This is a genomic window from Opitutaceae bacterium TAV5 (assembly GCA_000242935.3).
In the GTDB taxonomy this organism is placed as follows: Bacteria; Verrucomicrobiota; Verrucomicrobiia; order Opitutales; family Opitutaceae; genus Geminisphaera.
Genome location: CP007053.1, coordinates 2,437,453 through 2,457,917, shown reverse-complemented (window position 1 = coordinate 2,457,917; position 20,465 = coordinate 2,437,453). Strand labels below are relative to the sequence as shown.

The window sequence follows — 20,465 nt, the reverse complement described above, 5'->3', positions numbered from 1 at the left end:
CCGAGGGCGGGGGTCGGCCGTGATCGTGATATCGCCGCCCGCCTTCGCGCGCTCGTCTTCCTCACATCTCGCGAAGGATCGCGCGCAGCACGCGCACGGCGTTGACCGAGGAGGTGGCCTCGTGGGCATCGATCACGTTCTTGCCTTCCTGGCCGCCGGCCAGGTCGCTGAGCGCGCGCACGGCGAGAAACGGGACTTCGTTGGTGTAACAGACGTGGGCATACGCGGCGGATTCCATGTCGACGCAGCGGGCCTGCCAGACCTTGAACACGTGGTCGCGGTAGGCGGCGTTGTCGAGAAAGACGGTGCCGCTGACGCCGGTGCCGCCGACATCGATGGTGAGCGTGCGGCCGGTGACCTCGCCCTTGACCGGGCCGAGCCTGGCGATCGCCCGGCGGGCCACGGCGAGCAGCGCCGGATCGGCGGGGAAGGTGGGCACGCGGGTGAACGTCTCCTTGTCGGCGCGGATGGCCACCATGTCGTCGGGGAAGATCATGCCGAAGTTCGCGTATCTGATTTTGAAATAGTCGGCCACATGGTAGCCGCCCTTGCCGTCCTCGTTGAAGTAGGCGGCCTCGTTGTGGTAGGCCCAGCGCTCGGGGATGACCACGTCGCCGACTTCCAGCGCCGGGTCGATCCCGCCCGCCACGCCGGCAAACAGCACATGCGACACCGGAAAATGATCCAGGGTGAGCTGCAACGCCATGGCCGCGTTGACCAGGCTCATGCCCGTCTCGACCACGAGCACGTTCTTCCCCTCGACGACGCCGCGATAGAAACGGAAGCCCTTGATGCGCTTTTGTTCGAACTTCGGATCGTCGAGGCCGAGTTCCCGGATCATCGCGCCCATCTCGGGCGGATACGCGTTGAGCACCGCGATCAGCGGCGCGGACGAAGCCTCCTTCGCGTGCGCGAAAGGCAGGCAGACGAGAAAGACCAGCAGGAAACAACGGATGGATTTCATAAAGGCGGACGGATCAGGGTCCGGGGAGTTCGGTGGCATAGCGATCCCGGTTTTTCAGCAGTTCGTGGACCACGCGGCTGCCCACGCGCCAGGCGGCCTCGAGCGCGGGGATGAGGCCGGAGTAGCCGTCGCCTTTCTCGCTCGCGAGACTTTCCGCGGCGGTGCCGCCGGGCCACTGCATGTCGAAATTGCTGGCGGTGCGCAGCACGAGCACGCGCTTCACGTCGACCTTGCCGGCCCGGTCCAGCCAGGTGAGCGACTGGAGCGTGCCCGTCTCCTCCATCGCGGTCGTCACATAGTTGCCCTTGCCGTCGGTATGGTAGCGGACCCAGTCGTTGGCCCACTCGTTCATGAGCTTGCCGTGCCAGTAGGTGCTGCCCGCGAGCTGGTCGCCCTTGAGCACGAACGGCGGACGCTGCGCGTTCGGGTAACCCGTGTAGGCGGCGCGGCGCGCGGCGATCTTTTCGTTGTCCGGCAGGGGCGTGTCTTTCGTGAGCTGATACGCCCACTCGACCAGGCCGGGGTCGAGGCGGTAGGCCTCGCCGAGATTCAGGTCCTTGCGCGGCTGCTGGTAAGGCTCGGTGCGGCCGAAGGGGAGGTAGCCGGTTTTCCAGCCGGCGGGTATTTCCCGGGCGTCGATTTCGTGACCGAGGTCGGCGTCCACCAGCCACTCGGCCCAGACCGCCGAGCCCAGCGTGCCGTCGGCCGGATCGATGCCGGCGATGCCCGCCACCAGCCAGTAGGCTTGCGAAAGATCGAAGCGCGGATCCAGCCCCAGGGCCATGATGCTCGCCGCCGAACGGGTGTTGCCCATGCCTGTGACGATGCCGATCACCGAGCCGTCGGCATTGGCGCGCACGTCGTGGTAAGCCTGCGGCAGCGGGATGACGCGATCCAGCTTCTCCCGTTCGACCCAGAGTTGAAACTCGCCCGGCATGTCGCCGGTGTCCGCACCGATTTCGAACATCGTGACGATGACCACCGCGACCTTGAGCGGCGGCTCGGCCGCGCTGGCAGGCGCCGCGGTCGCGGCAATGCACAACGACAGGGTTATTCCCGGAAACAAGGCAATCAAACGCATGCGTGCGCTCAGCAACTCACGTGCCGCCCCGCCCCGACACGGCAGGAGATAGCTGGCAGAAATCGCGCCAAACCGGGTAGTTTTGTCATGAGTGCCCGCAACCGCGTGAGCGTGATCGCTTTTCCTTCCGGGTGCCCGGACGAAAAGCAGGCCTGGCAGGGATGGTATTTACGTACACACTCCGTCATTGACCGCCGGTGCGCCGCAGGAGGGGCGGGTTTTGCCTCCTCCACGCGCGGCCGGGCGCGCCGGATTGGCCCTCAAGCTGCTGAATCCGGAGTCACGACCAGATCCGGAACCTTTCCTGTTCCGCACCGCCCATGCCACTTGTATCCATCGTTTCATGCGAGTTCTCCGCCTGTGTGCCCATGCCCCGCCCCGTCGCCGTCCGGCGGGCGAACCGGCGGCGGCAACCTTCCCGCGCGCACCTTCATTATCCCGGAGGCGACTCATGACGCGTTCTCTTTCTGCTTCCGCAACCGTTTGCCTGGCGATGTTTTTTATGGGCCCGGTGTCCGCGCCGGCCTTCGCGCTCGAACTCCATCCGGAACAAGGTTCGCCCCGGGATCTCGCGCTGAAGGGAAAACTCGACGGCGTGCCGGCGGACGAGGCGCGTTACCTGCGGTGGGACGAACTGCGGTCGTTGCCGACGCGCGAACTCACGCTCGACGGCGAATTTGTGCCGGGGCCGCAAAAAGTCACCGTGGTGATGCTGGCGGACATTCTCGCACAACTGCCGCGCCAGGCCGGCGCCGACGCGCTCATCGCGACCTGCACGGACGGATACGCCTCGATCTATACGGAAAAGTTCATGGAGGTCTGGCATCCGTTCCTTGTCCTGGAAATCAACGGACAGGGGCCGGACAAATGGCCGCCGCCCGGGCTGAAATTCAACCCGGGGCCCTACGTGATCAGCTTTGCCGCGCAACTCGCGCCGGGGGCTCCCGCGCTGCTCGACGCCGGGCACAAGCGCCCGTGGGGCGTGACGACGCTCGAATTCGTCAACTACGCCGAACGCTTCGCGCCGTTGCACACGGGCGCGCTGCCCTCGCCTTCACCGCTCGTGGCGCAAGGGCGCGAAATCTGGATCAACTCGTGCTTCAGTTGCCATGACGTGCCGCAGGCGCGGCTCGGCGGCGTGAAGGCCGCCCGTCCGATCCAGATCCTGGCCGCGCATGCGGCCTACAACGCGGACTACTTCAGGACCTATGTGCGCACGCCGACGAAACTGAACCCGGCGGCCCAAATGGAACCTCATCCGCACTATACCGACGCGCAGCTCGATGCGCTGATCGCCTTCCTCAAGCGGACCCTGCCGCCGTGAGCAGCGTCGCCCGCTCTCCCTCGCCCGCGCATCGCCACCGCCTTTTCCGCGGCAGGACCGAAAGTGCCGCCTTGTGCCGAAAATCACCCGCCCGCGCGCATGCTTTTCGCTTCCTCACAGGCATGCTCCGCATCACCTCCTTCCTTCTGCTCATCCTCCTCTCCGGCGGCGCGACGGCATCGGCGGCGACCGCCATGGAAACGGCATTGACGGCCCGGCGCTGGGACGAGGCCGCCCGGCTCGCCGGCGAGTCGCTGGCGTCCGCTCCCGGGGACAGCGAGGCGCGGACGGTGCGCGGTTTTGCCCGCGCGCGCCTCGGCGACCACGCCGGGTCGCTGGCCGATTTCCTCGCCGTGCTCGCTGTCGAAACCGGCAACGCGCGCGCCTGGCACGGGGCCGGCAAGACGCTGCGCATGCTCGGCGACCTGACGGCCGGGCGAGCCGCCAACGACCGCGCGCTCGCGCTGGCGCCCGACACCGCCGACTACCTGGTCGAGCGCGGCGTGAACCTGTTTCTCGCCCACGCGTTCGCCGCGTCGAGCGAGGCCTTCGAGCGGGTGCATGCGCTGGCCCCCGGCTATCCCGGCATCAACGCCTATCGCGCGGAGCTGTTCCTCTATCTGGGTGACGCAACCGCAGCCCGGGCGGCGGCGGAAGAGGGGCTGCGGCGCGAGCCGGGCTACGGCATCCACCGGATCAACCTCGCGCACGCGGCGCTGTTTGCCGGCGACCTGCCCGGGGCAAAAGAGCTCTACCTCGCCTGCGCCGACCTCATCGACATGGACGGCGTGACTCCCGGACGCGACCTGGTGCCTCAGGATTTTGCGAAGATGCGAGCGGCCGGCATCGAGGTCCCCCACAGGGCTGAAATCGAAACCCTCCTGAAGAAGCCGTAGCACACGCAAGCCCCGTCGTCCCGGGCCGCGAACATTCGCGGGCGCAAAAAAGCCTCCGGGGAAATCCCGGAGGCTTTGTCACCTGAGTCCGGATACGGATCAGAAGCGGAAGGAGAGGCCGGCGTTCCATTCACCGGTCACGCGGGTGGTGTCGCCGGTCTGCATGCCGTAGTCGGCGTAGAGGCTGACGCGTTCGCTGAGCCGGGCGTCGAAGCCGGCGCTGAAGCGGGCGCTGTCGCGTTCGGGCCTGCGGGTGGCGACGGTGTAGTTGACGGCGCCGAACGCGGAGTGGATGGAGCGGGAGTCGTTTTCCAGCTCGTGAATCCAGGCGCCGCGGACGTGCGGCCTCAGGACGACGTTGCCGATGACGAAGTCGAACGAGGCCTCGAGACCGAGCTGCGTGCGCAGCGAGTGGGCGGACTGGTCGGCAACCCGGTTGTTGAAGGCGCCCGCGCCGGTTTCGGTGAAGCCATCGGTCTTCCATGAGCTGGCCAGCAGTCCGACGAAGGGCGACAGGGTCATGGGTCCGGCGATGAAGCGGCGTCCGCCGGAGATGTCCATGAGCCACTGGCGTCCGTCGGTGTCGGATTTGGCGGTGGCGGAGGTGCCGGTGAACGCGATGGTGCGGGTGGACTTGTAGTCGTCGAAGCCGTAGGCGACTGCGGCGTTGACGAACCAGGCGTCTTTTCTCCAGGCGGCGCGGATGCCGGGCATCTTGCTCTTCACTTTGGTGCTGCTGCCGGAGGAGCCGAGGCCGGCGTCGGTCTCGGTGTAGTCGAAGAAGCCGCCGAGAACGAGGTTTTGACCGATGGCGTAGTCTCCGCCGACGAGGCCGGTGTCGCTGTTGAACGAGGAGGTGCCGACGTCGCGGTCGCCCTTGGCGCGGTTGCGGCTCTGGCCGACCTGGAAGTAGAAGTTGTCGTGGCCGGAGATGATACCGGGATCGCGGGCAAGACGCTCGCTGAGGGAGAGAGACCGGGCGAAGGCGATGTCGGACCAGATCTGGTAGCCCTGCGGGGAGAGGGCGTTGAGGGCGGCGGGCAGCTCGGCGGCGGTCGGGACGCCGTTGAGGGCGGCGGTGAGCGCGGGGTCGAGCTGGGCGGCGTTGGCGACGGCGATCTGGTTGGGCGTTTCGGCGAAGCCGGCGAAGTCCAACTGGGTGAAGGAAACGGTGACGTCGTTGGCGTTGTAGGTCACGGTGGCGTCGATGGCGGCGCTGCCGGTGACAGGATTGAAGGTGCCGGCGACTCCGCCCGCGGCGGTGAGGATTTCGAACGACTGGCCGACGGGGTTGTAGCCGTCGAGCAGGTCGAGCTGCAGGGTGCCGGCGAGGGAGGCCGAGCCGCTGACGATGATCTGGTCAAACGAGACGGCCGAGGCGATCTCGATGACGAGGACGCCGCCGGCGGTCTGCGTGTAGTTGCCGGTCACGATGATCGTGCCGGGGGAGAAGCCGGGGCTGACGGTGCCGCTGTTGAACAGGTCGCCGTTGACGGTGCCCTCGCCGCGGAGAAACGCGCCGGAGGCGACGGTGGTGGCGCTGACGGTGCCGTTGTCGAGGACGAGGGTGCCGCCGTTGATCAGGGTGTCGCCGGTGTAGGTGTTGGCGCCGCCGAGGGTGGTGGTGCCCGAGGTGTGGGTGAAGGTGCCGGTGCCGGCGAGGACGGCGTTCACGGTGCCGCCGGTCGAGGTGTAGGAGTCGCCGGTGAGGGTGCCGTTGTCGATGGTGCCGTCGGCCAGGGTGACCGCGCCGACCGTCTGGCTGGTGCCGCCGAGGGCGAGGGTGCCGCCGTTGACGGCGAGCGGGGCGGTGGAGGCGCCGAGGGTGCCGTCGCCGGAGAGGGCGACGGTGCCGCCGTTGATCGTGGTGCCGCCGGTGTAGGTGTTGGGGGTCTCGATGGTGAGGGTGCCGGTGCCGTTCTTGACGAGGGTGCCGGTGTTGATGCCGTTGGAGCCGGTGAGCGTGTAGTCCTGCGTGGAGTTGGTGAACGTGGTGCTGGCCGGGCTGAAGGTGCCGTCGTTGATGGCGACGGTGGTGGTGCCCGTGGCGGTGTCATCGAAGAGAGCGGCATCGCCGGTGATGAACTCGGTGCCGGTGCCGGCGTTGAGGAGAACCCAGTTTTGCAGGCCGCCGACGGTCGCGGTGGTGGCGTCGCCGCTGGCGAGGCCGGTCCAGACGGGCGTGTCGCCGGCGATGGCCAGCGTGATGAAGCCGGCGCCGTCGCCGGTGTTGCCGAGCGTGGCGGTCTGGCGGATGCCGAGGCCGGTGAGCGGGGCGAGCGTGAAGTCGGAATCGAGTCCGTCGAAGCTGCCGTAGCTGATCAGATTGTAGGTGCTGCCGTTGGTCCAGGAGGGGACGGCGAGCAGGTCAAGGGAAACCTGGCCGTTGGCGGGCGTGGTGGTGAACGCGCCGGTGATGGCGAGCGCGACCGCGCCGGTGTTGTCGGCCTTGTTGAGGGAGATCGTGCCCGCGCCGTCAAAGGTGAGCGAGGCGACGGTGAGCGCGGCGGTGGTGCCGTTGCCGTTGGTCACGATGCCGCCGGTGCCGTTGCCCACGGTGACGTTGCCGACCGAGCCGGTGCCGTCGAGCGTGCCCTGGGTGAGCGTGATCGCAGGCGTGCCCGCCAGCGTGCTGGTCTGGAGGAGCTTCGCGGTGGCGCCGTCGAGGATGATGCCGCTGCTGCCGTTGAGGCCGCCCGCACCGCTGATTTGCAGGGTGCCCGCGGTGACGGTGGTCGCTCCGGTGTAGGTGCTGACATTGGAGACGGCGAGGGAGCCCGCGCCGGTCTTGGTGAGCGATCCGGTGCCGCTCATGACACCCGCGTAAGCGCCGTCGGTCGTCTGGTCGAAGGTGACGGCGGTGTTGTTGGCGATGTCGCCCTGGAGGCTGGTGCTGTTGCCCACGAGCGAACCGGCGGAGACGGTGGTGCCGCCCGAGTAGGTGTTGGCCCCGGTGAGCGTGAGGATGCCCGCGCCGGTCTTGGTGACCGAGCCGATGCCGTCGATGACGCCGGAGTAGGTGCCGGCGGCGGCCTGGTCGAAGGTGACGGCGGCGCTGTTGGCGATGTCACCCTGGAGGCTGGTGGTGTTGCCGACGAGTGTGCCGGCAGAGACGATGGTGCCGCCCGAGTAGGTGTTGGCGCCGGTGAGCGTGAGGGTGTCCGCGCCCGCCTTGGTGAGGGAGCCGGTGCCGGTCATGACGCCCGCATAGGTGCCGGCGTCGGCCTGATTGAAGATGACGGCGGCGTCGTTGACGATGTCGCCCTGGAGGCTGGTGGTGGTGCCGACGAGGATGCCGGCGGAGACGGTGGTGCCACCCGAGTAGGTGTTGGCGCCCGCGAGCGTGACAGCGCCCTCGCCCTCCTTGGTGAGGGAACCGGTGCCGGTCATGATGCCCGCGTAGGTGCCGGCGTCGTCCTGGTCGAAGGTGACGGCGGCGTTGTTGAGGATGTCGCCCTGGAGACTGGTGGTGGTGCCCACGAGCGTGCCGTCGTCGACGGTGGTGCCGCTCGAGTAGGTGTTGGCGCCGGTGAGCGTGAGGGTGCCCTCGCCGGTCTTGGTGACCGAGCCCTCGCCGGAGATCACGCCGCCGAAGGTGCCGTCGGAAGGCTGGTCCAGCACGAGCGAACCTGCGGTGCCGGTGGCGTTGCTGTCGATGAGGGAGATGTCGCCGTTGGTCGGGAGATTGGCGCTGCCGGCGATGAGGGTGCCGCCGTCGACGATGGTGCCGCCGGTGTAGGTGTTGGTGCCGGTGAGGGTCGCGATGGTCTGGAACACCGTGAGGGTGGCGGGGGCAGACAGGGGCGTGTCCGAGCTGTCTCCGTCGATGATGACGCCGGGGGTGTTATAGATCTGGCCGGGGGTGAGAACGACGCTGGAGGCTCCCTGGCTATAGGTGCCGCTCGCGCTGAGCAGCACGTAGCCGGAGGCGACGAGGTTGCCGTTGTCGTCGAAGGCGAGGCCGCCGGTCAGGTCGCCGTTGCCGGGACCGCCGAGCGCATCCATGGTGGCGCTGCCGTCGAAGGTGACGCCGGCCAGAGCCAGGGCGCGGCCGCTGCCGGAGCCGGCGGCGGGGACGGTGGTGCCGAAGGTGATGTCGGTGCCGGCCAGGTAATTGCCCGCGATCACGTTGTTGGCGCCGAAGGTGAAGGCGGTGCCGGCGTTCCAGAAGAGGCCGTTGTCGGCGCCGCCGTTGGAGCCGAGATTGATGAACACGACCTGGGCGTTGGCGCCGGTGGTGAGAGCGGTGCCGATGTTGATCACCCAGGTGACGTTGTTTTTGCCCTGGGCGTCGAGGGTGAGCACGCCGTTGAGGGAGAGCGACGCGGCCACGTCGAACTTGTAAACGCCCGGGGTCAGGATTTGGGTGGCCAGGTCGCCGCCGTTTACGCCGGTGAGATTGTTGGCGGGCGGGGAGACCATTGCGGACAGCGCGTTGCGAGCGGTGATCAGATCGTTGAGTGCATTCCCGACAATCATGCCTCCGGTGATCGTCGTCCCGTTGACGACGGTGGCCGGAGGAAATCCGGAGATGGAGGCGTCCGCGCCGACGTTGCCGTTCGAGAAGACGTCGGGGCCGGCGCCGGCCACGGTCACCTCCGTGCCGCCGAGCAGCACAAAGTCACTGGCCGAGAGGAGAATCGATTGGGACTGCGCGGAATGCGAGGGTAACAGCAGGGCGGCAAGCGCCACGAGCGATAGGGAAAGTCGACTGGTATGGTTCATGGTTATTGGGGGCCATGATGGTACACACCGTCGCAAATAGATATGGGGTGTAGTACTACCTGCTTCGCTGCTTCCGGAGTTCTTTAACGAGGCTTCCCCGGGTCCGGAAGCTCTCCGGAATGGTGGGCCCTGCGGGATTCGAACCCGCAACCAAGGGATTATGAGTCCCCTGCTCTGACCGTTGAGCTAAAGGCCCGTTCTCCGGCTTCACCGGAAGCCGCCGACGAAAATGGTTTTCCCGGCGGGTGCAACGTCAGGGTTTTGCCGTCGGCAAAATCCGGGTTCAGCCCCGGGGCATCGGCGGCGGCGTCGCCCGCTCGCGATCCGCCAGCGCCTGTCTCACCGCCGGCCGCCGGTTGCGGTACCAGAGCGCCAGACCTCCCTGGAAAAACAACGTCACCAGCATGACCGTCAGGTAGAACGCAAAAAAAGCGGGCCGGAGCAGCGGCCGGATGTCGCCGGTGGTAATGCCGGCCTGGTCGAGCAACGCGCTCACCCCGGCCTCGGCCGTGAGTTGCCCCATAATCCGCGCTTCGTCGAAAAGCGCGAGGTTGACCGCCGCGTACACCTGGATCGTGCCGAGGATGATAAGCTGCGCGGCCACCAGCGCGGTCGCGCCGCCGGCATCGCCGCGTTTCAGGCGGCGGTTGCCGAGCAGCTCGATCACCCCGCCGGCCGTCACCAGCGTGCCGACGAGCACGCCGACCCACTCGGCAAAGGCGAGCGAAAGCAGGGTGCAGGCTCCCGCAAAAAGCGCGATGCTCCAGCCATCGAGAGCGGAAACGACCAGCACGCGGCCGAGTTTTTTTTCGGAAAGGGAATCGGGCATGGAACGGGAAACCCCATCGTCAGCCGGCACGCCGTTTTCAGCAACACTCCGCATGCGATCGCGGTGCGGCCTGGCTCCGGATTCGCCCGGCAACCGTGTTGCCTTCTCGACACGCCCGGGGGTCTGCGGCCACGATCTGTCGCCATGTCCACGACGATCTACGAACAGCTCCGCGCCGATATCATCGCCGCCGTCAAGGCGCGCGACTCCGACACCGCGACGATCCTCCGTACCAACGACGGAGCCATCCAGCGCGCGGCGATGGACCTCAACAAGCCGATCGACGACGCGCTCGCCATCGCCACGCTGCGCAAGTCCGTCAAGAATCTCGCCGACGCCAAAGCCCAGTTCGAAAAGGGCGGCCGCGCCGACCTCGCCGCCGCCAACGACCGCGAACTCCGCCTCATCGAAAAGTACCTGCCCCGCCAGCTCGATGCCGCCCGGCTGGAAACCCTCGTCACCGAAGCCATCGCCGCCACCGGCGCGGGCTCGAAAAAGGAAATGGGCAAGGTCATCGCCGCGCTCAAGCAGCACCCCGACGCCGGCCTGATCGACTTCGGCGCCGCCAGCAAACTGATCCAGGCGAAGCTGGCCTGATATTCAATACCCGCGTCCCCAAACCTCCGGATTTTTACACCAAGGCCGCAAAGAACGCGAAGAAGATCATCGGCGGCATGCCGACAAGCGGCGGGCCGTACATTCTTCGCGCCCTTCGCGGCCTTGGTGTAATACCAGCGTCCCGAATGTTTTTGATTTTACACAAAGGTCGCAAAGAACGCGAAGAAGGTAATTGGCAATCCTTTGCGCTCTTTGCGGTCTTTGTGCAAAAATCCGAAGGCTTTGGGGCTTTGGTGTAAAACCGGAAACATCCGGAACACCGGTCGTCAGATCTGGAAATCGCCCGGTTTGTCGGTGGTGCGCGAGTCGCGGGAATCCGTGCCGCGGTCGGCGGCGCTTTCCTTGTTCTTGTCGTAAAAAATGCGCACATCGGGCCGGGCCTTTTCCCCGTCCTGTTGCAGGAGCTGCGAGGCGCGCAGCAGCGCGCGCTTGGTGCTCATGGTCAGGTTGGCCTCGGCCGGGAAAATGTTCTCCGCACCGATTTTCTGCCAGGCGCCGGCGCGGCGGAGCACCTTTTTGACGTCGGGGTTGATGCCGCTCACCAGCAGGTGGCGCCCGGTGGTCTGCATGTAGTCGTGGAGTTGCAGCAACGACATCACCGAGGTGGCGTCGAGGTGGCGGGCATTTTTCATGCGCAGGATGACCACGCGCGTGGCCTCGTCGCCGGCGAGCTGGCGGACCTGTTCCTGAAACAGGTCGGCGGCGCCGAAAAACAGTTCGCCCTCGACGTGCACGATCGAGATGGCGGCGTTCTTGCGCCCGCTGCTGTCATCGAGTTCCGAGAGGTGCCCGCTGTCGTTGAAACCGTACTCGACCAGCGAAGGCGCGCCGGCCTTGCGCAGGAAGAGGACGAGCGACACGCCCACGCCGACGTAGATGGCGATGTCGAGCTTGAGGAAAAAGGCCGCGAGCAGCGTGGTCGCGAGCACGATGGCGTCCGAACCCGTGGCGCGCCAGGCGAGCCGGAGCTGGTCGCGGCTGATCATGCGCAGGCCGATGCGGATGAGGTGGGCGGCGAGGCTGGCCACCGGGATGTAGTTGATGAGCGGCGCGACGAAAAACAGCGCGCCGAGCACGATCACGCTGCTCATCAGCGACGCCATCTGCGTCCTGGCGCCGCTCTGGAAATTGGCCCCGCTGCGCGCGAACGACGCCGAGCCGGGCATCGCGCCGTAGGCGCTGACGACGATGTTGGCCGTGCCCATCGAGATGAGCTCCTGGTTCACATCGATCTGCTGGCCGGACTTGGCGGCAAACGTCTTGGAAAGCGAAACGGCCTCGAGCATGCCGAGGATCGAAATGGCGAGCGCGGCGCCGAGCAGCGTGGGGATGACGCCCCAGGTGTCGGGACCGAGCGGCATGCCGATGAAGGAAGGCAGCTCCACGGACAGCACGCCTTCGTCGGAAATCGTGCGCAGGCCCCAGACGTCGTCGAGGTGCAGGTACTTTGTCAGCAGCGCGATGACCACGAGGCCGATCAGCTCGGCGGGCACGCGGCGGATGTAGTGCGCGCAGATTTCGAAAATCGCCAGCGTCCCCACGCCCACGACCAGCGCCCAGGGGTTGAACCGGAAGTGGACGATCTGCTGCAACGCATCCCAGAGGTTGCCGATGAAGCTGCCGTGCGAACCGGTCTGGATGATGCCGAAAAAATGCGACACCTGCCCGGCCGCGAGCAGGATGCCGATCGCGGTGCCGTAACCGATGATGACCGAACGCGAGATGAACTGCGTGATCTTGCCGAATCGCGCCAGCCCGGCCACGAGCTGGAACAGGCCGATGAGGGCCGCCAGCACGATGGTGATCTGCGCCGGCGTGAGCCCCTTGCTCGAGACCGAGTAGATGGTGGCCGCGAGCACGATGCTCATCGAGTTGCTCGGGCCGAAAACGAGGTGGTGCGACGACGTGAAGAGCGCGGCCACGAACCCGCCCACGATTACCGACATGATGACCATGAGCGGCGGCAGCCCGGCGATGAGCGCGAAGCCGATGGCCTGCGGTATCGAGACGAGCGATACGGTGGCGGCGGCGAGGGCGTCGGCCCGGAATTTCCCGAGAGTGTAGGTGCGGAATTCGCCGCCGAGCGGGAAGCGCTCGCGGAGCCAGCGGAGGGAACTGCGCCCGACTTGCGACGCAGTGGAGAGAGTGGACGGCGAGAAGCGGAATGCACTCATGCGACACGCCGCGTTGCCGGCGTTTCTGGAAAAAAGCCCCCGCCACGGGTTTCCGGCTGCGGTTTTTTCACCAGTCCCTCATGCCTCCACTCCGAGTTTTTCCAGGATGCGCTGCAGGTCGTCGTTGCCGGCGTACTCGATGACGATCTTGCCGCGCTTCGGCGTGTGTTTGAGGGCAACACGGGCGCCGAGATGGGAGATGAGCCGCTTCTCGATATTGGCCACCGCGGCGGCCTCGACGGGCGGCAGGTTGCGGCCGGCGCCGGCCACGTGCGGGACGGGCGAGGCGCCGCCGGCCTTGCGGGCCTGCACGAGTTTCTCGGTGGCGCGGACGCTGAGGCCTTCCTCGATCACGCGCCGGGCGAGGACGGCGCGCTGCGCGGGATCCTCGATGCCGAGGAGCACCTTGGCGTGGCCGACGGAGAGAAGCCCTCGGGCGACAAACCCCTGCAATTCGCCGTCGAGCGTGAGGAGGCGCAGGGCGTTGGCCACGGTGGGGCGGCCCTTGCCGACGCGTTCGGCGGCGGCTTCCTGCGTGAGGTCGAAATCGCGGATGAGGCTGGCATAGCCGTATGCTTCCTCGAGCGGGTTGAGGCTCTCGCGCTGGAGGTTTTCGATCAGGCCGAGCGCGGCGGCGGAGGCGTCCTTCGCCTCCACGAGGCGGGCGGGAATGCTCTTGATCCTGAGAAGCTGGAAGGCGCGCCAGCGGCGCTCCCCGGCGATGAGCTGGTATTTGCCGTCGCCGGCCTTGCGCACGACCACCGGCTGGAGCAGGCCTTCGGCGCGGATGCTCTCGGCGAGTTCCTGGAGTTGCGCGGGAGCGATGTCCTTGCGCGCCTGATACGGGCTCGGGGCGATGGCGGTGACGGAGATTTCCAGAAACCCGCTGGCGGCCGGCGCGGCGGGGGCGGCGGCTTCGGGCGGAGCGGCGGGAGCAGGCGTTTTCCCGGCGGCAGCGGGCGGGACAGAGTTTTTTTTGGCCGAACCGCCGGCGGCGATGAGGCCGCCGAGGCCGCGACCGAGGCGGGATTTGGAAGGAGGAGGCATTGGCAAAAATGCGGGAGGTGGAGTGCGGAGTGAAGAGAGAGGGGGGACGCGGCCCGGTTCAGTTGCCGCCGGGAATGAAGAGCTTCTGCCCGACCTGGAGTTTGGTCGGGTCGGCGATCCGGTTGGCGTTGATGATGTCCTTCGTCTTGCCGCCTGTCTTGGCGGCGATGGAAGAGAGGGTGTCGCCGCGTTGCACGACATATTCGATGCCCTCCTTGGGGAAGTTCGGGTCGAACTGGGGTGGCGAGCTGACCGGCGGCGGGCGGGAGTTGACGGATTTGGCGATGGAATCGATGGCGGCGTTGGTTTCCCGGGCGAGTTTCTCCATCTGGGTGCCGACCTGCTGGAGGGTGTCGCTCTTCGACTGGGCGATGGCGGCTTTCAGGAGGCGGCTGGTCTCGTTGACCGATTCGTTGACGTACGAGGTGCTGGCATAACTCTGCCCCGAACTGGTGATCTGCTGCCTGAGCCTGGCGTTCTCGGATTCGAGCTGTTCGACGCGACTGGTGAGAGTCCGGATGTTCTCGCTGGCGAGAGCGACTTCCTGGCGCAAGGCGGCGAGATCGGCGGCGGGATTCGCGGGTTGCTGGTACTGCGCCCGGGCAACGGAAAGGCCGGCCACCGCCGCCAGCAACAGGCCCGCGCCCCGGATCACGGATTTTGTCTTCTTGAGCATGAGCGCGGACTTTGAGGAAACTCCGCGAAGTTTGAAGATAGAAGTTTGCAAACCGTGCCAGGCCGAAAGGACCGGAGCAAGGCGCGCTCCCGGTCCATTCAGCCGGCCAATCGTACAAAGCCGCCCCCTAATAGGAACAATTACGATAACGGATAATCCGGCTTTCACGGTTGTTTTTGGTTCTCGTCAGTGGCTGGATATTTGCACTTTTCCCCGAGCCAACTTTCGACCAGCCATGAAAACCTTCAGCAACAGCATCCGGTTTGCGACATTCTTTTTGTTGTGGTGCGCCCTGGCCGGCAACGGGTGGGCGGCGGCGGCCCCGGCCTTCCTCAAGGCGCAGGAAGTATCGGGCACGGTGATCTGGACACGCGCCGACAGGAAGACCGTGACCCTCGCGAAAGGCATGTCGTTCCCGGCGGAAGGCTCGATCGTCACCGGCGCGCGGTCGCGGGTGCTGCTCGTGTTGCCCAACGACGCGCTCGTCTCGCTCGGCGAAAATTCCGAGGCCGAGCTTCTCACTTTCAGACAGGAGACCACCCCGGCGGACGAGGACGAGGCGCCGGTGGCCTCCGATACGGAAATCCGTATCCGCCGCGGCGCGCTCACCACGCATGTGCGCAAGCTCAGGACCGGCTCGAATTACAAGGTGGAAACGCCGCTCGGCATCGCCGGCGTGCGCGGCACGACGTTCCGTGTCCAGGTGAGGGAAACCCTGCAGGGCTCGGTTGCCGGCGTCTATGGCATCGTTGCGGAAAGCCGGGTGCAGGTCGTATCCGTGGCCGCGACCGAAGGCGCGGTGGGCTTTGCCGCCGGATCGGGCGAGGAGGCCACCGTCACCGCCGGTTCCCTGCTCGCAGTGGGCGAGCCCGCTCACCAGAGGGAGGATGGCAAGCCCGGCTTCCGCAGCCGCCTGCTGACCCGGCGCGAAATCGCGGAGATCAACCGCGAGGTGAACATCGTCCCGCCGAAACCGGTCCAGCGCGGCGGCGGCGGTCCGCGTTCGCCCTACCATCTGCCGCCGACCGACGAGCGGCGGTAAATGCGCAAGGAAAGCACCACAACTCTTTTGGATTTTACACAAAGATCGCAAAAAATTGTTTTTCAGGAACTTAGCGCTCTTTGCGATCTTTATGTAAAATCAGGATCAGCAGGGACACCGGTATTACTCCGACCTAATACCGGAACTCGATCTTGCCGGGTGGCGGAGGGGCGGGGGCATTTTCGTTATCCTGATCTTTCTCGTCGGCCCCTGACGTCACCGGCGCCGGCCGCAGGCCGGCCGGAGGCGGCGCGGTCGGGGCCGGCACAGGCGATGGCGAGAACGGGACGGGCGCCGTCACCGGCAGCACGCCCTCCCCTCCCCCGGTCGCCGCGAGATGCGCGAGGTCGGCCAGCACCGGCTCGAAGCTGCGAAGGCTGCGATAGGTCCGCGAAAATGCTTCGCGCCCGGGCTGCGTCGCCGTCGCCGGCATCGAGGCGACGACCAGCAAAAACTCGTCGATGCGCACCGGCGGGAGCGTGGCGGCGAACGCGGTGAAATTGTCGCGCCCGTCGGCATCGCGGGCGAATTCCGCCGTATCGAGCTCCAGCCGCATTTTCCGGAAAACCAGCGGGCCGCCGTCGTCCGTGCCTCCGCCCGGCAGCAGGCCGGCGGCCGAACCGCCGCTCGCCTCCAGGCTGCGTCCGCGCAGGAACACCCGCGACGAAAACCCGGCGGGGTTGCGGATCACAAATTCGCCGGCGCGCACCGTGCCGCCAAACGGGTTGGCCACCAGCGTGGTGACCTCGCAGCCGAAGCCCGTGCGCACCTGCAGGCGGCGCGCCAGCACGCCGGGAGCGAGCAGCATCCAGACGAGCACGGCGCCGGCCAGAGCCATGACGACGAGAAGCAGCAGGTAGATGGCGATGCCGCCGCGGACGGTGTCGCGGCAGCAGGGACGCCGCCACTCCGCTGCGGACCGGATGCCCGGCCCGTGGCACGGGCTTCCAGCCCGTGATTCCGGCTGCGTGGCACGGGCACCCTTGCCCGTGTCCGGGACGGCGTTTGCGACGCCTGGCGCTGTCCACGGGCCGGCCGCCCGTGCAACTTCCGGCATGCCGGCCGCCCGGCCTGCGCCGGGGTCAAAGACCGGTTCTGAAAATCCGGGGAACACCCGCCTCCTCACCCCTCGAATTTCTCCGTGAGCAACACGAGCGACGCGTCCTCGGCCCGGAAGGTGAAAGCGCCCGCCCACGGCAGCACGGCGTTCTCGCCGCGCTCCAGCGCTTCGGCGCCGGCGCTGCCGCCGCCGGATGTCGGCGCGAGCTTGCCCGTCACTACGCTGAGGATGCGCGCATGCTCCTTGGCCGGGATGGTCAGCGTCTCCCCGCGGTCGAGGACCACGCGGCGGATGCGGAACTCGTCGCACTCGGCGATCACCCCGGAAGTCGGGGCGGCGCGCACGGGCGCCGGTTCGAAGTCGTCCCACCGGATCGAGGCCAGCGATTCCTCGATGTGGAGCTGGCGCGGCTTGCCGTCGAGCCCGGTGCGCCCCCAGTCGTAAACGCGGTAGGTGGTGTCGGAGTTTTGCTGGATTTCGAGGATGAGGTTGCCCGCGTCGATGGCATGGACCTCGCCGCTGTGCACGAGGATCGAGTCGCCCTCGGCGACGCGGAAACGGTGGACGCAGGTTTCGAGGGTGTTGTCGGCGATGGCCTTCTCGAACTGCTCGCGGGTCACGCCCTTTTTCAGGCCCACGATCAGGCTGGCGCCGGGCTCGGTGTCGGCGATGAACCAGGTTTCCGTTTTCGGCTCGCCCTTGAGCGAGGCGGCGATCTCCGCGGGCGGATGGACCTGGAGGCTGAGGCGTTCGCGGCAATCCAGCCACTTGACGAGGATCGGGAAGGGTTTGTCCTTGTCCCAGCCGGGGCCCATCACGTCGGCGGCGTGTTTCGCGATCACGTCGCGCAGCTTCTGGCCCTTGAACTTGCCGGAGGCCACCACGGACTGCGCCTCGGGGCGGTCGACGATTTCCCAGCTCTCGCCGATGGGCTTGCCTCCGGCGGGAAGACGGCGCCCGAGCGAGGTTTCGAGGGCGCGGCCGCCCCAGACGCGTTCCTGGTAGAGAGGTTGGAATCGAAGGAGTTCATTCATGGCAGGAAAACAGGTTTGGAAAGGGTGGAGACGAGGATGACGGAAGGCAATCAGGAGGAAGACGAAACGGGCGGCGGCAGCGTCGCCCGGGAGAAATGCGTTTGACCGTGTGCGGTGGCGAAGCGTGTGGTATCAGCTCACATTGATTTTCAGCGCCGCCAAACCACATGCCCAAGCCCGCAAACTCAAACCCAAATAACAGACCCGTCTTCCCTGCCCAGGGACGCGGCCCTCGCTGGCTGCTCGCGGTGATCTGCTTGCTGGCGGGCGTGTTGATGGCGGTGGCGCTCGGGGATTATTCGCCCGCGCAGGTCAATTCCACCAGCCCGATCGGCAGCAATGTCGTCGGCCGCGTCGGGGCGAATTTCTCATTCGCCGCCCTGCGGGCCGCCGGCGCGCTGGCGTTTCTCGTGCCGGCGATGCTCTTCTGGGTGGCCTGGGTGGCGATGCGCAACCTGCACCGCTTCGGCTGGCCGCGCGTCGCGGCGATCTTCGTCTCCCTTGTCAGCGGCTGCGGGCTCGCCACCATGCTCGACGCCAACGGCAGCATCGACAGCGGCAGCCAGTACTTCTCGGCCGGCTGGGGCGGCATCACCGGCCAGCTCGTCTATAACCGCTTTTCCTTCATCTACCTGGGCACGTTCGGCTCGGCCGTCATCCTCGGCCTCATCTACTTCGTCGCCCTGATGACCGTCCTCACGCCCAATCCGCGGGCCGAGCTCGACAAACTTTTCGCCGCCCTGCACCGCTGGCGCGAGGAACGCGCCCGGCTCCGCGCCATCGCCGCCGAGGCCCGCCGCATCCGCAAGGAACAGGAGGCCAGGGCCCGCGCCGATGCCGCCGCAGAGGAAGCTCGCGCCGTGCTCGCCGCCGCGAAAAAAGCCCCGCGTGCCGCCAGCGTCACCGCCGGCACGGGGGACCGCAACGGCTCCGCCGCCGGCAGCGCCGACGCTGGCGACAATCCGCCGCCGGTCCCGCCTCCCGGCCCCGCGCGCATCGTCCGCAGCACCGCGCCCGTCGATCCGGCCTCCGCGACGGCCACGCCGGCCGGAGCCGGCGGCATCGCCATCGTCAAACCCGAGGAAACAAAAAAGGCCAAATCGCCCGTCGTCCCCGCCTCCGACGAAAATTACCAGTTCCCGCCCGTCACCCTGCTGAAGGAGCAGACCCGCCCCGAAGGTGCCGACGACGATGCCGAATACGCCCGCAACATGGACGACCTCGTGCGCATCCTCGGCGAGTTCAACGTCGCCGTGTCGCCCGGCGAGATCCACGTCGGCCCGGTCATCACCTGTTACGAAGTCGTGCCCGCGCCCGGCGTGCGCGTCGAGAAAATCGCCAGCCTCGACAAGAACATCGCCCTCGGCATGCGCGCCCAGTCCGTGCGCATTCTCGCCCCCATCCCCGGAAAAGCCGCCGTCGGCATCGAAATGCCCAACCGCACGCCCTCTCCCGTCGGCATGCGCGACATCCTCGAATCCGAAGACTGGGCCGCCGCCAAGGCCGAGATTCCCATCGCCCTCGGCAAGGACGTTTCCGGCAAACCCCTCATCAGCGACCTCTCCAAGATGCCCCACCTGCTCATCGCCGGCGCCACCGGCTCGGGCAAGTCCGTGTGCATCAACTCGATCATCGCCTCCATCGTTTACCGCAAGGCGCCCAAGGACCTGCGCCTCATCATGGTCGACCCCAAGGTCGTCGAGCTGAAGGTGTTCAACTCCCTGCCCCACATGCTCATCCCCGTCGTCACCGAGCCGAAGAAAGTGCCCTCCGCGCTCAAGTGGCTGCTCGGCGAGATGGAGCAGCGCTACCAGATCTTCGCCAAGGTCGGCGTCCGCAACATCAGCGGCTTCAACCACCGCAAGAAGAACGCCAAACCCGACTTCCCCGTCGCCGGCAGCGGCGCCACCACCGACCTCCACGCGCCCGGCGAACAGCAGACGCTCGAAGGTGTCGATCCCTTCGAGGACGACGACGGCATCGAGATCCCCGACCGCCTGCCCTACATCGTGGCGATCATCGACGAACTCGCCGACCTCATGATGGTGGCCCCCGCCGAGATCGAGACGAGCATCGCCCGCCTCGCGCAGCTTGCCCGTGCCGCCGGCATCCACCTGATCATCGCCACCCAGCGCCCGTCGGTGAACGTCATCACCGGCGTCATCAAGGCCAACCTGCCCTCCCGCATCGCCTTCCAGGTCGCCTCGCAGGTGGACTCCCGCACCATTCTCGACGGCAAGGGCGCCGACACGCTCATCGGCCGCGGCGACATGCTCTTTTCGCCTCCCGGCAGTTCGCGGCTCGTGCGCGCGCAGGGCGCCTTCGTTTCCGACGAGGAAGTGCAGGAGTTTGTCGAATTCCTCAAACGCAACGGCCCCCCGCAGTACGCCGCCGCCGTGCAACAACAGATCGACCGCGGCGCCGACGACGAGGACGGCGACGAGGACGAGGACCTCGGCGACGACAGCGAACTCTACGAGCAGGTGCTCGACGTGCTCCGCAGCACCAAACGCGCCTCCACCTCGATGATCCAGCGCCGCCTGAAAATCGGTTACAACCGCGCCGCCCGCGTCATGGACCTGCTCGAAAAGCGGGGTATCATCGGCCCCGAAAACGGCTCCAGCCCCCGCGAGATCCTCGTCGACCTCGATTCGCTGTAAAACCGGCCGCCGGGTGTAGTCCGAAGCGAGGTCAGGGACGGCGTGCTATGTGGCACGGCCATCCTGGCCGTGGACGGCGCGCAGCGCCGCCTCTGCACGGTGCGAAACATGGGCAGGAAACCGGTGTCACGTCGGCATCATGGGCAGGATGCCCATGCCACATTCCCCTCCCCTGCAAATGTTCTCACCGCCACCATCCGCGTTATCGGCTGGAACCTGCGGGAAAATGCTGTACCTATGGTCCCTCTCTCCGCCTGTTCCGGCACGGCGCGCATCCCGCGCCCCTGCAACCGGACCGGCCAGCCCTCCCTTAACCTCAATCATTGCAACAGACA

The 20,465-nt window shown here is 67.0% G+C and carries 16 protein-coding genes and 1 tRNA gene; 5 read left to right on the top strand and 12 right to left on the bottom strand.

The genetic code is table 11. The features are described 5' to 3' along the window. Positions 1–61 precede the first annotated feature (61 nt). A complete protein-coding gene (locus OPIT5_10760) occupies positions 62–964 on the bottom strand; it encodes a phosphorylase (GenBank protein AHF90609.1) in 903 nt (300 codons plus the stop codon). A 13-nt stretch (positions 965–977) separates the two neighbouring features. After that, on the bottom strand, positions 978–2,045 hold the full coding sequence (locus OPIT5_10755) for a purine nucleoside transporter (protein ID AHF90608.1): 1,068 nt from the start codon (positions 2,043–2,045) through the stop codon (positions 978–980). A 502-nt stretch (positions 2,046–2,547) separates the two neighbouring features. Here OPIT5_10755 and OPIT5_10750 point away from each other — a divergent pair. Both OPIT5_10750 and OPIT5_10745 read left to right on the top strand, forming a co-directional pair. Beyond that, positions 2,548–3,369: a cytochrome C gene (locus OPIT5_10750; protein AHF90607.1), complete on the top strand. Its 822-nt coding sequence runs from the start codon at positions 2,548–2,550 to the stop codon at positions 3,367–3,369. 122 nt (positions 3,370–3,491) lie between these two features. Further along, positions 3,492–4,265, top strand: a complete 774-nt coding sequence (locus OPIT5_10745; protein AHF90606.1) for a hypothetical protein — start codon at positions 3,492–3,494, stop codon at positions 4,263–4,265. Between the two features lie 99 nt (positions 4,266–4,364). Here OPIT5_10745 and OPIT5_10740 read toward each other — a convergent pair whose 3' ends face one another. The 3 genes from OPIT5_10740 to OPIT5_10730 form a co-directional block, all read right to left on the bottom strand. Continuing rightward, the gene (locus OPIT5_10740; protein AHF90605.1) at positions 4,365–8,990 is read right to left on the bottom strand and encodes an autotransporter; all 4,626 of its coding nucleotides are present in this window, start codon (positions 8,988–8,990) and stop codon (positions 4,365–4,367) included. 120 nt (positions 8,991–9,110) lie between these two features. Further along, positions 9,111–9,186 (bottom strand) — tRNA-Met (locus OPIT5_10735). Between the two features lie 87 nt (positions 9,187–9,273). After that, positions 9,274–9,819 (bottom strand): hypothetical protein, encoded by a 546-nt coding sequence (locus tag OPIT5_10730; protein ID AHF90604.1) that lies wholly within the window; start codon positions 9,817–9,819, stop codon positions 9,274–9,276. 144 nt (positions 9,820–9,963) lie between these two features. Between OPIT5_10730 and OPIT5_10725 the strand changes: the two genes are divergently transcribed. Continuing rightward, complete coding sequence (locus tag OPIT5_10725; GenBank protein AHF90603.1) at positions 9,964–10,416, top strand: aspartyl-tRNA amidotransferase subunit B; 453 nt, start codon at positions 9,964–9,966, stop codon at positions 10,414–10,416. A gap of 158 nt (positions 10,417–10,574) precedes the next feature. On the opposite strand, the gene OPIT5_10720 is transcribed toward OPIT5_10725, so the two are convergent. The 4 genes from OPIT5_10720 to OPIT5_10705 form a co-directional block, all read right to left on the bottom strand. Beyond that, a complete protein-coding gene (locus tag OPIT5_10720; GenBank protein ID AHF94289.1) occupies positions 10,575–10,688 on the bottom strand; it encodes a hypothetical protein in 114 nt (37 codons plus the stop codon). Positions 10,689–10,703: 15 nt separating this feature from the next. Beyond that, entirely contained in the window at positions 10,704–12,611 is a 1,908-nt protein-coding gene (locus OPIT5_10715) for a sulfate transporter (GenBank protein AHF90602.1), read from the bottom strand. A 78-nt stretch (positions 12,612–12,689) separates the two neighbouring features. Beyond that, positions 12,690–13,658: a chromosome partitioning protein ParB gene (locus OPIT5_10710; GenBank protein AHF90601.1), complete on the bottom strand. Its 969-nt coding sequence runs from the start codon at positions 13,656–13,658 to the stop codon at positions 12,690–12,692. A 58-nt stretch (positions 13,659–13,716) separates the two neighbouring features. After that, entirely contained in the window at positions 13,717–14,334 is a 618-nt protein-coding gene (locus tag OPIT5_10705; GenBank protein ID AHF90600.1) for a peptidoglycan-binding protein, read from the bottom strand. A gap of 235 nt (positions 14,335–14,569) precedes the next feature. Here OPIT5_10705 and OPIT5_10700 point away from each other — a divergent pair, with 235 nt between their 5' ends. After that, positions 14,570–15,376: a hypothetical protein gene (locus OPIT5_10700; protein ID AHF90599.1), complete on the top strand. Its 807-nt coding sequence runs from the start codon at positions 14,570–14,572 to the stop codon at positions 15,374–15,376. A 133-nt stretch (positions 15,377–15,509) separates the two neighbouring features. On the opposite strand, the gene OPIT5_10695 is transcribed toward OPIT5_10700, so the two are convergent. Further along, a complete protein-coding gene (locus OPIT5_10695) occupies positions 15,510–16,433 on the bottom strand; it encodes a hypothetical protein (GenBank protein AHF90598.1) in 924 nt (307 codons plus the stop codon). 65 nt (positions 16,434–16,498) lie between these two features. Beyond that, the gene (locus tag OPIT5_10690) at positions 16,499–17,470 is read right to left on the bottom strand and encodes a mannose-6-phosphate isomerase (GenBank protein ID AHF90597.1); all 972 of its coding nucleotides are present in this window, start codon (positions 17,468–17,470) and stop codon (positions 16,499–16,501) included. Between the two features lie 167 nt (positions 17,471–17,637). Here OPIT5_10690 and OPIT5_10685 point away from each other — a divergent pair, with 167 nt between their 5' ends. Then, positions 17,638–20,130, top strand: a complete 2,493-nt coding sequence (locus OPIT5_10685) for a cell division protein FtsK (GenBank protein AHF90596.1) — start codon at positions 17,638–17,640, stop codon at positions 20,128–20,130. 126 nt (positions 20,131–20,256) lie between these two features. Here the strand turns inward: OPIT5_10685 and OPIT5_10680 are convergent, their stop codons facing one another. Next, positions 20,257–20,454 (bottom strand): hypothetical protein, encoded by a 198-nt coding sequence (locus tag OPIT5_10680; GenBank protein AHF94288.1) that lies wholly within the window; start codon positions 20,452–20,454, stop codon positions 20,257–20,259. Positions 20,455–20,465: the final 11 nt, after the last annotated feature.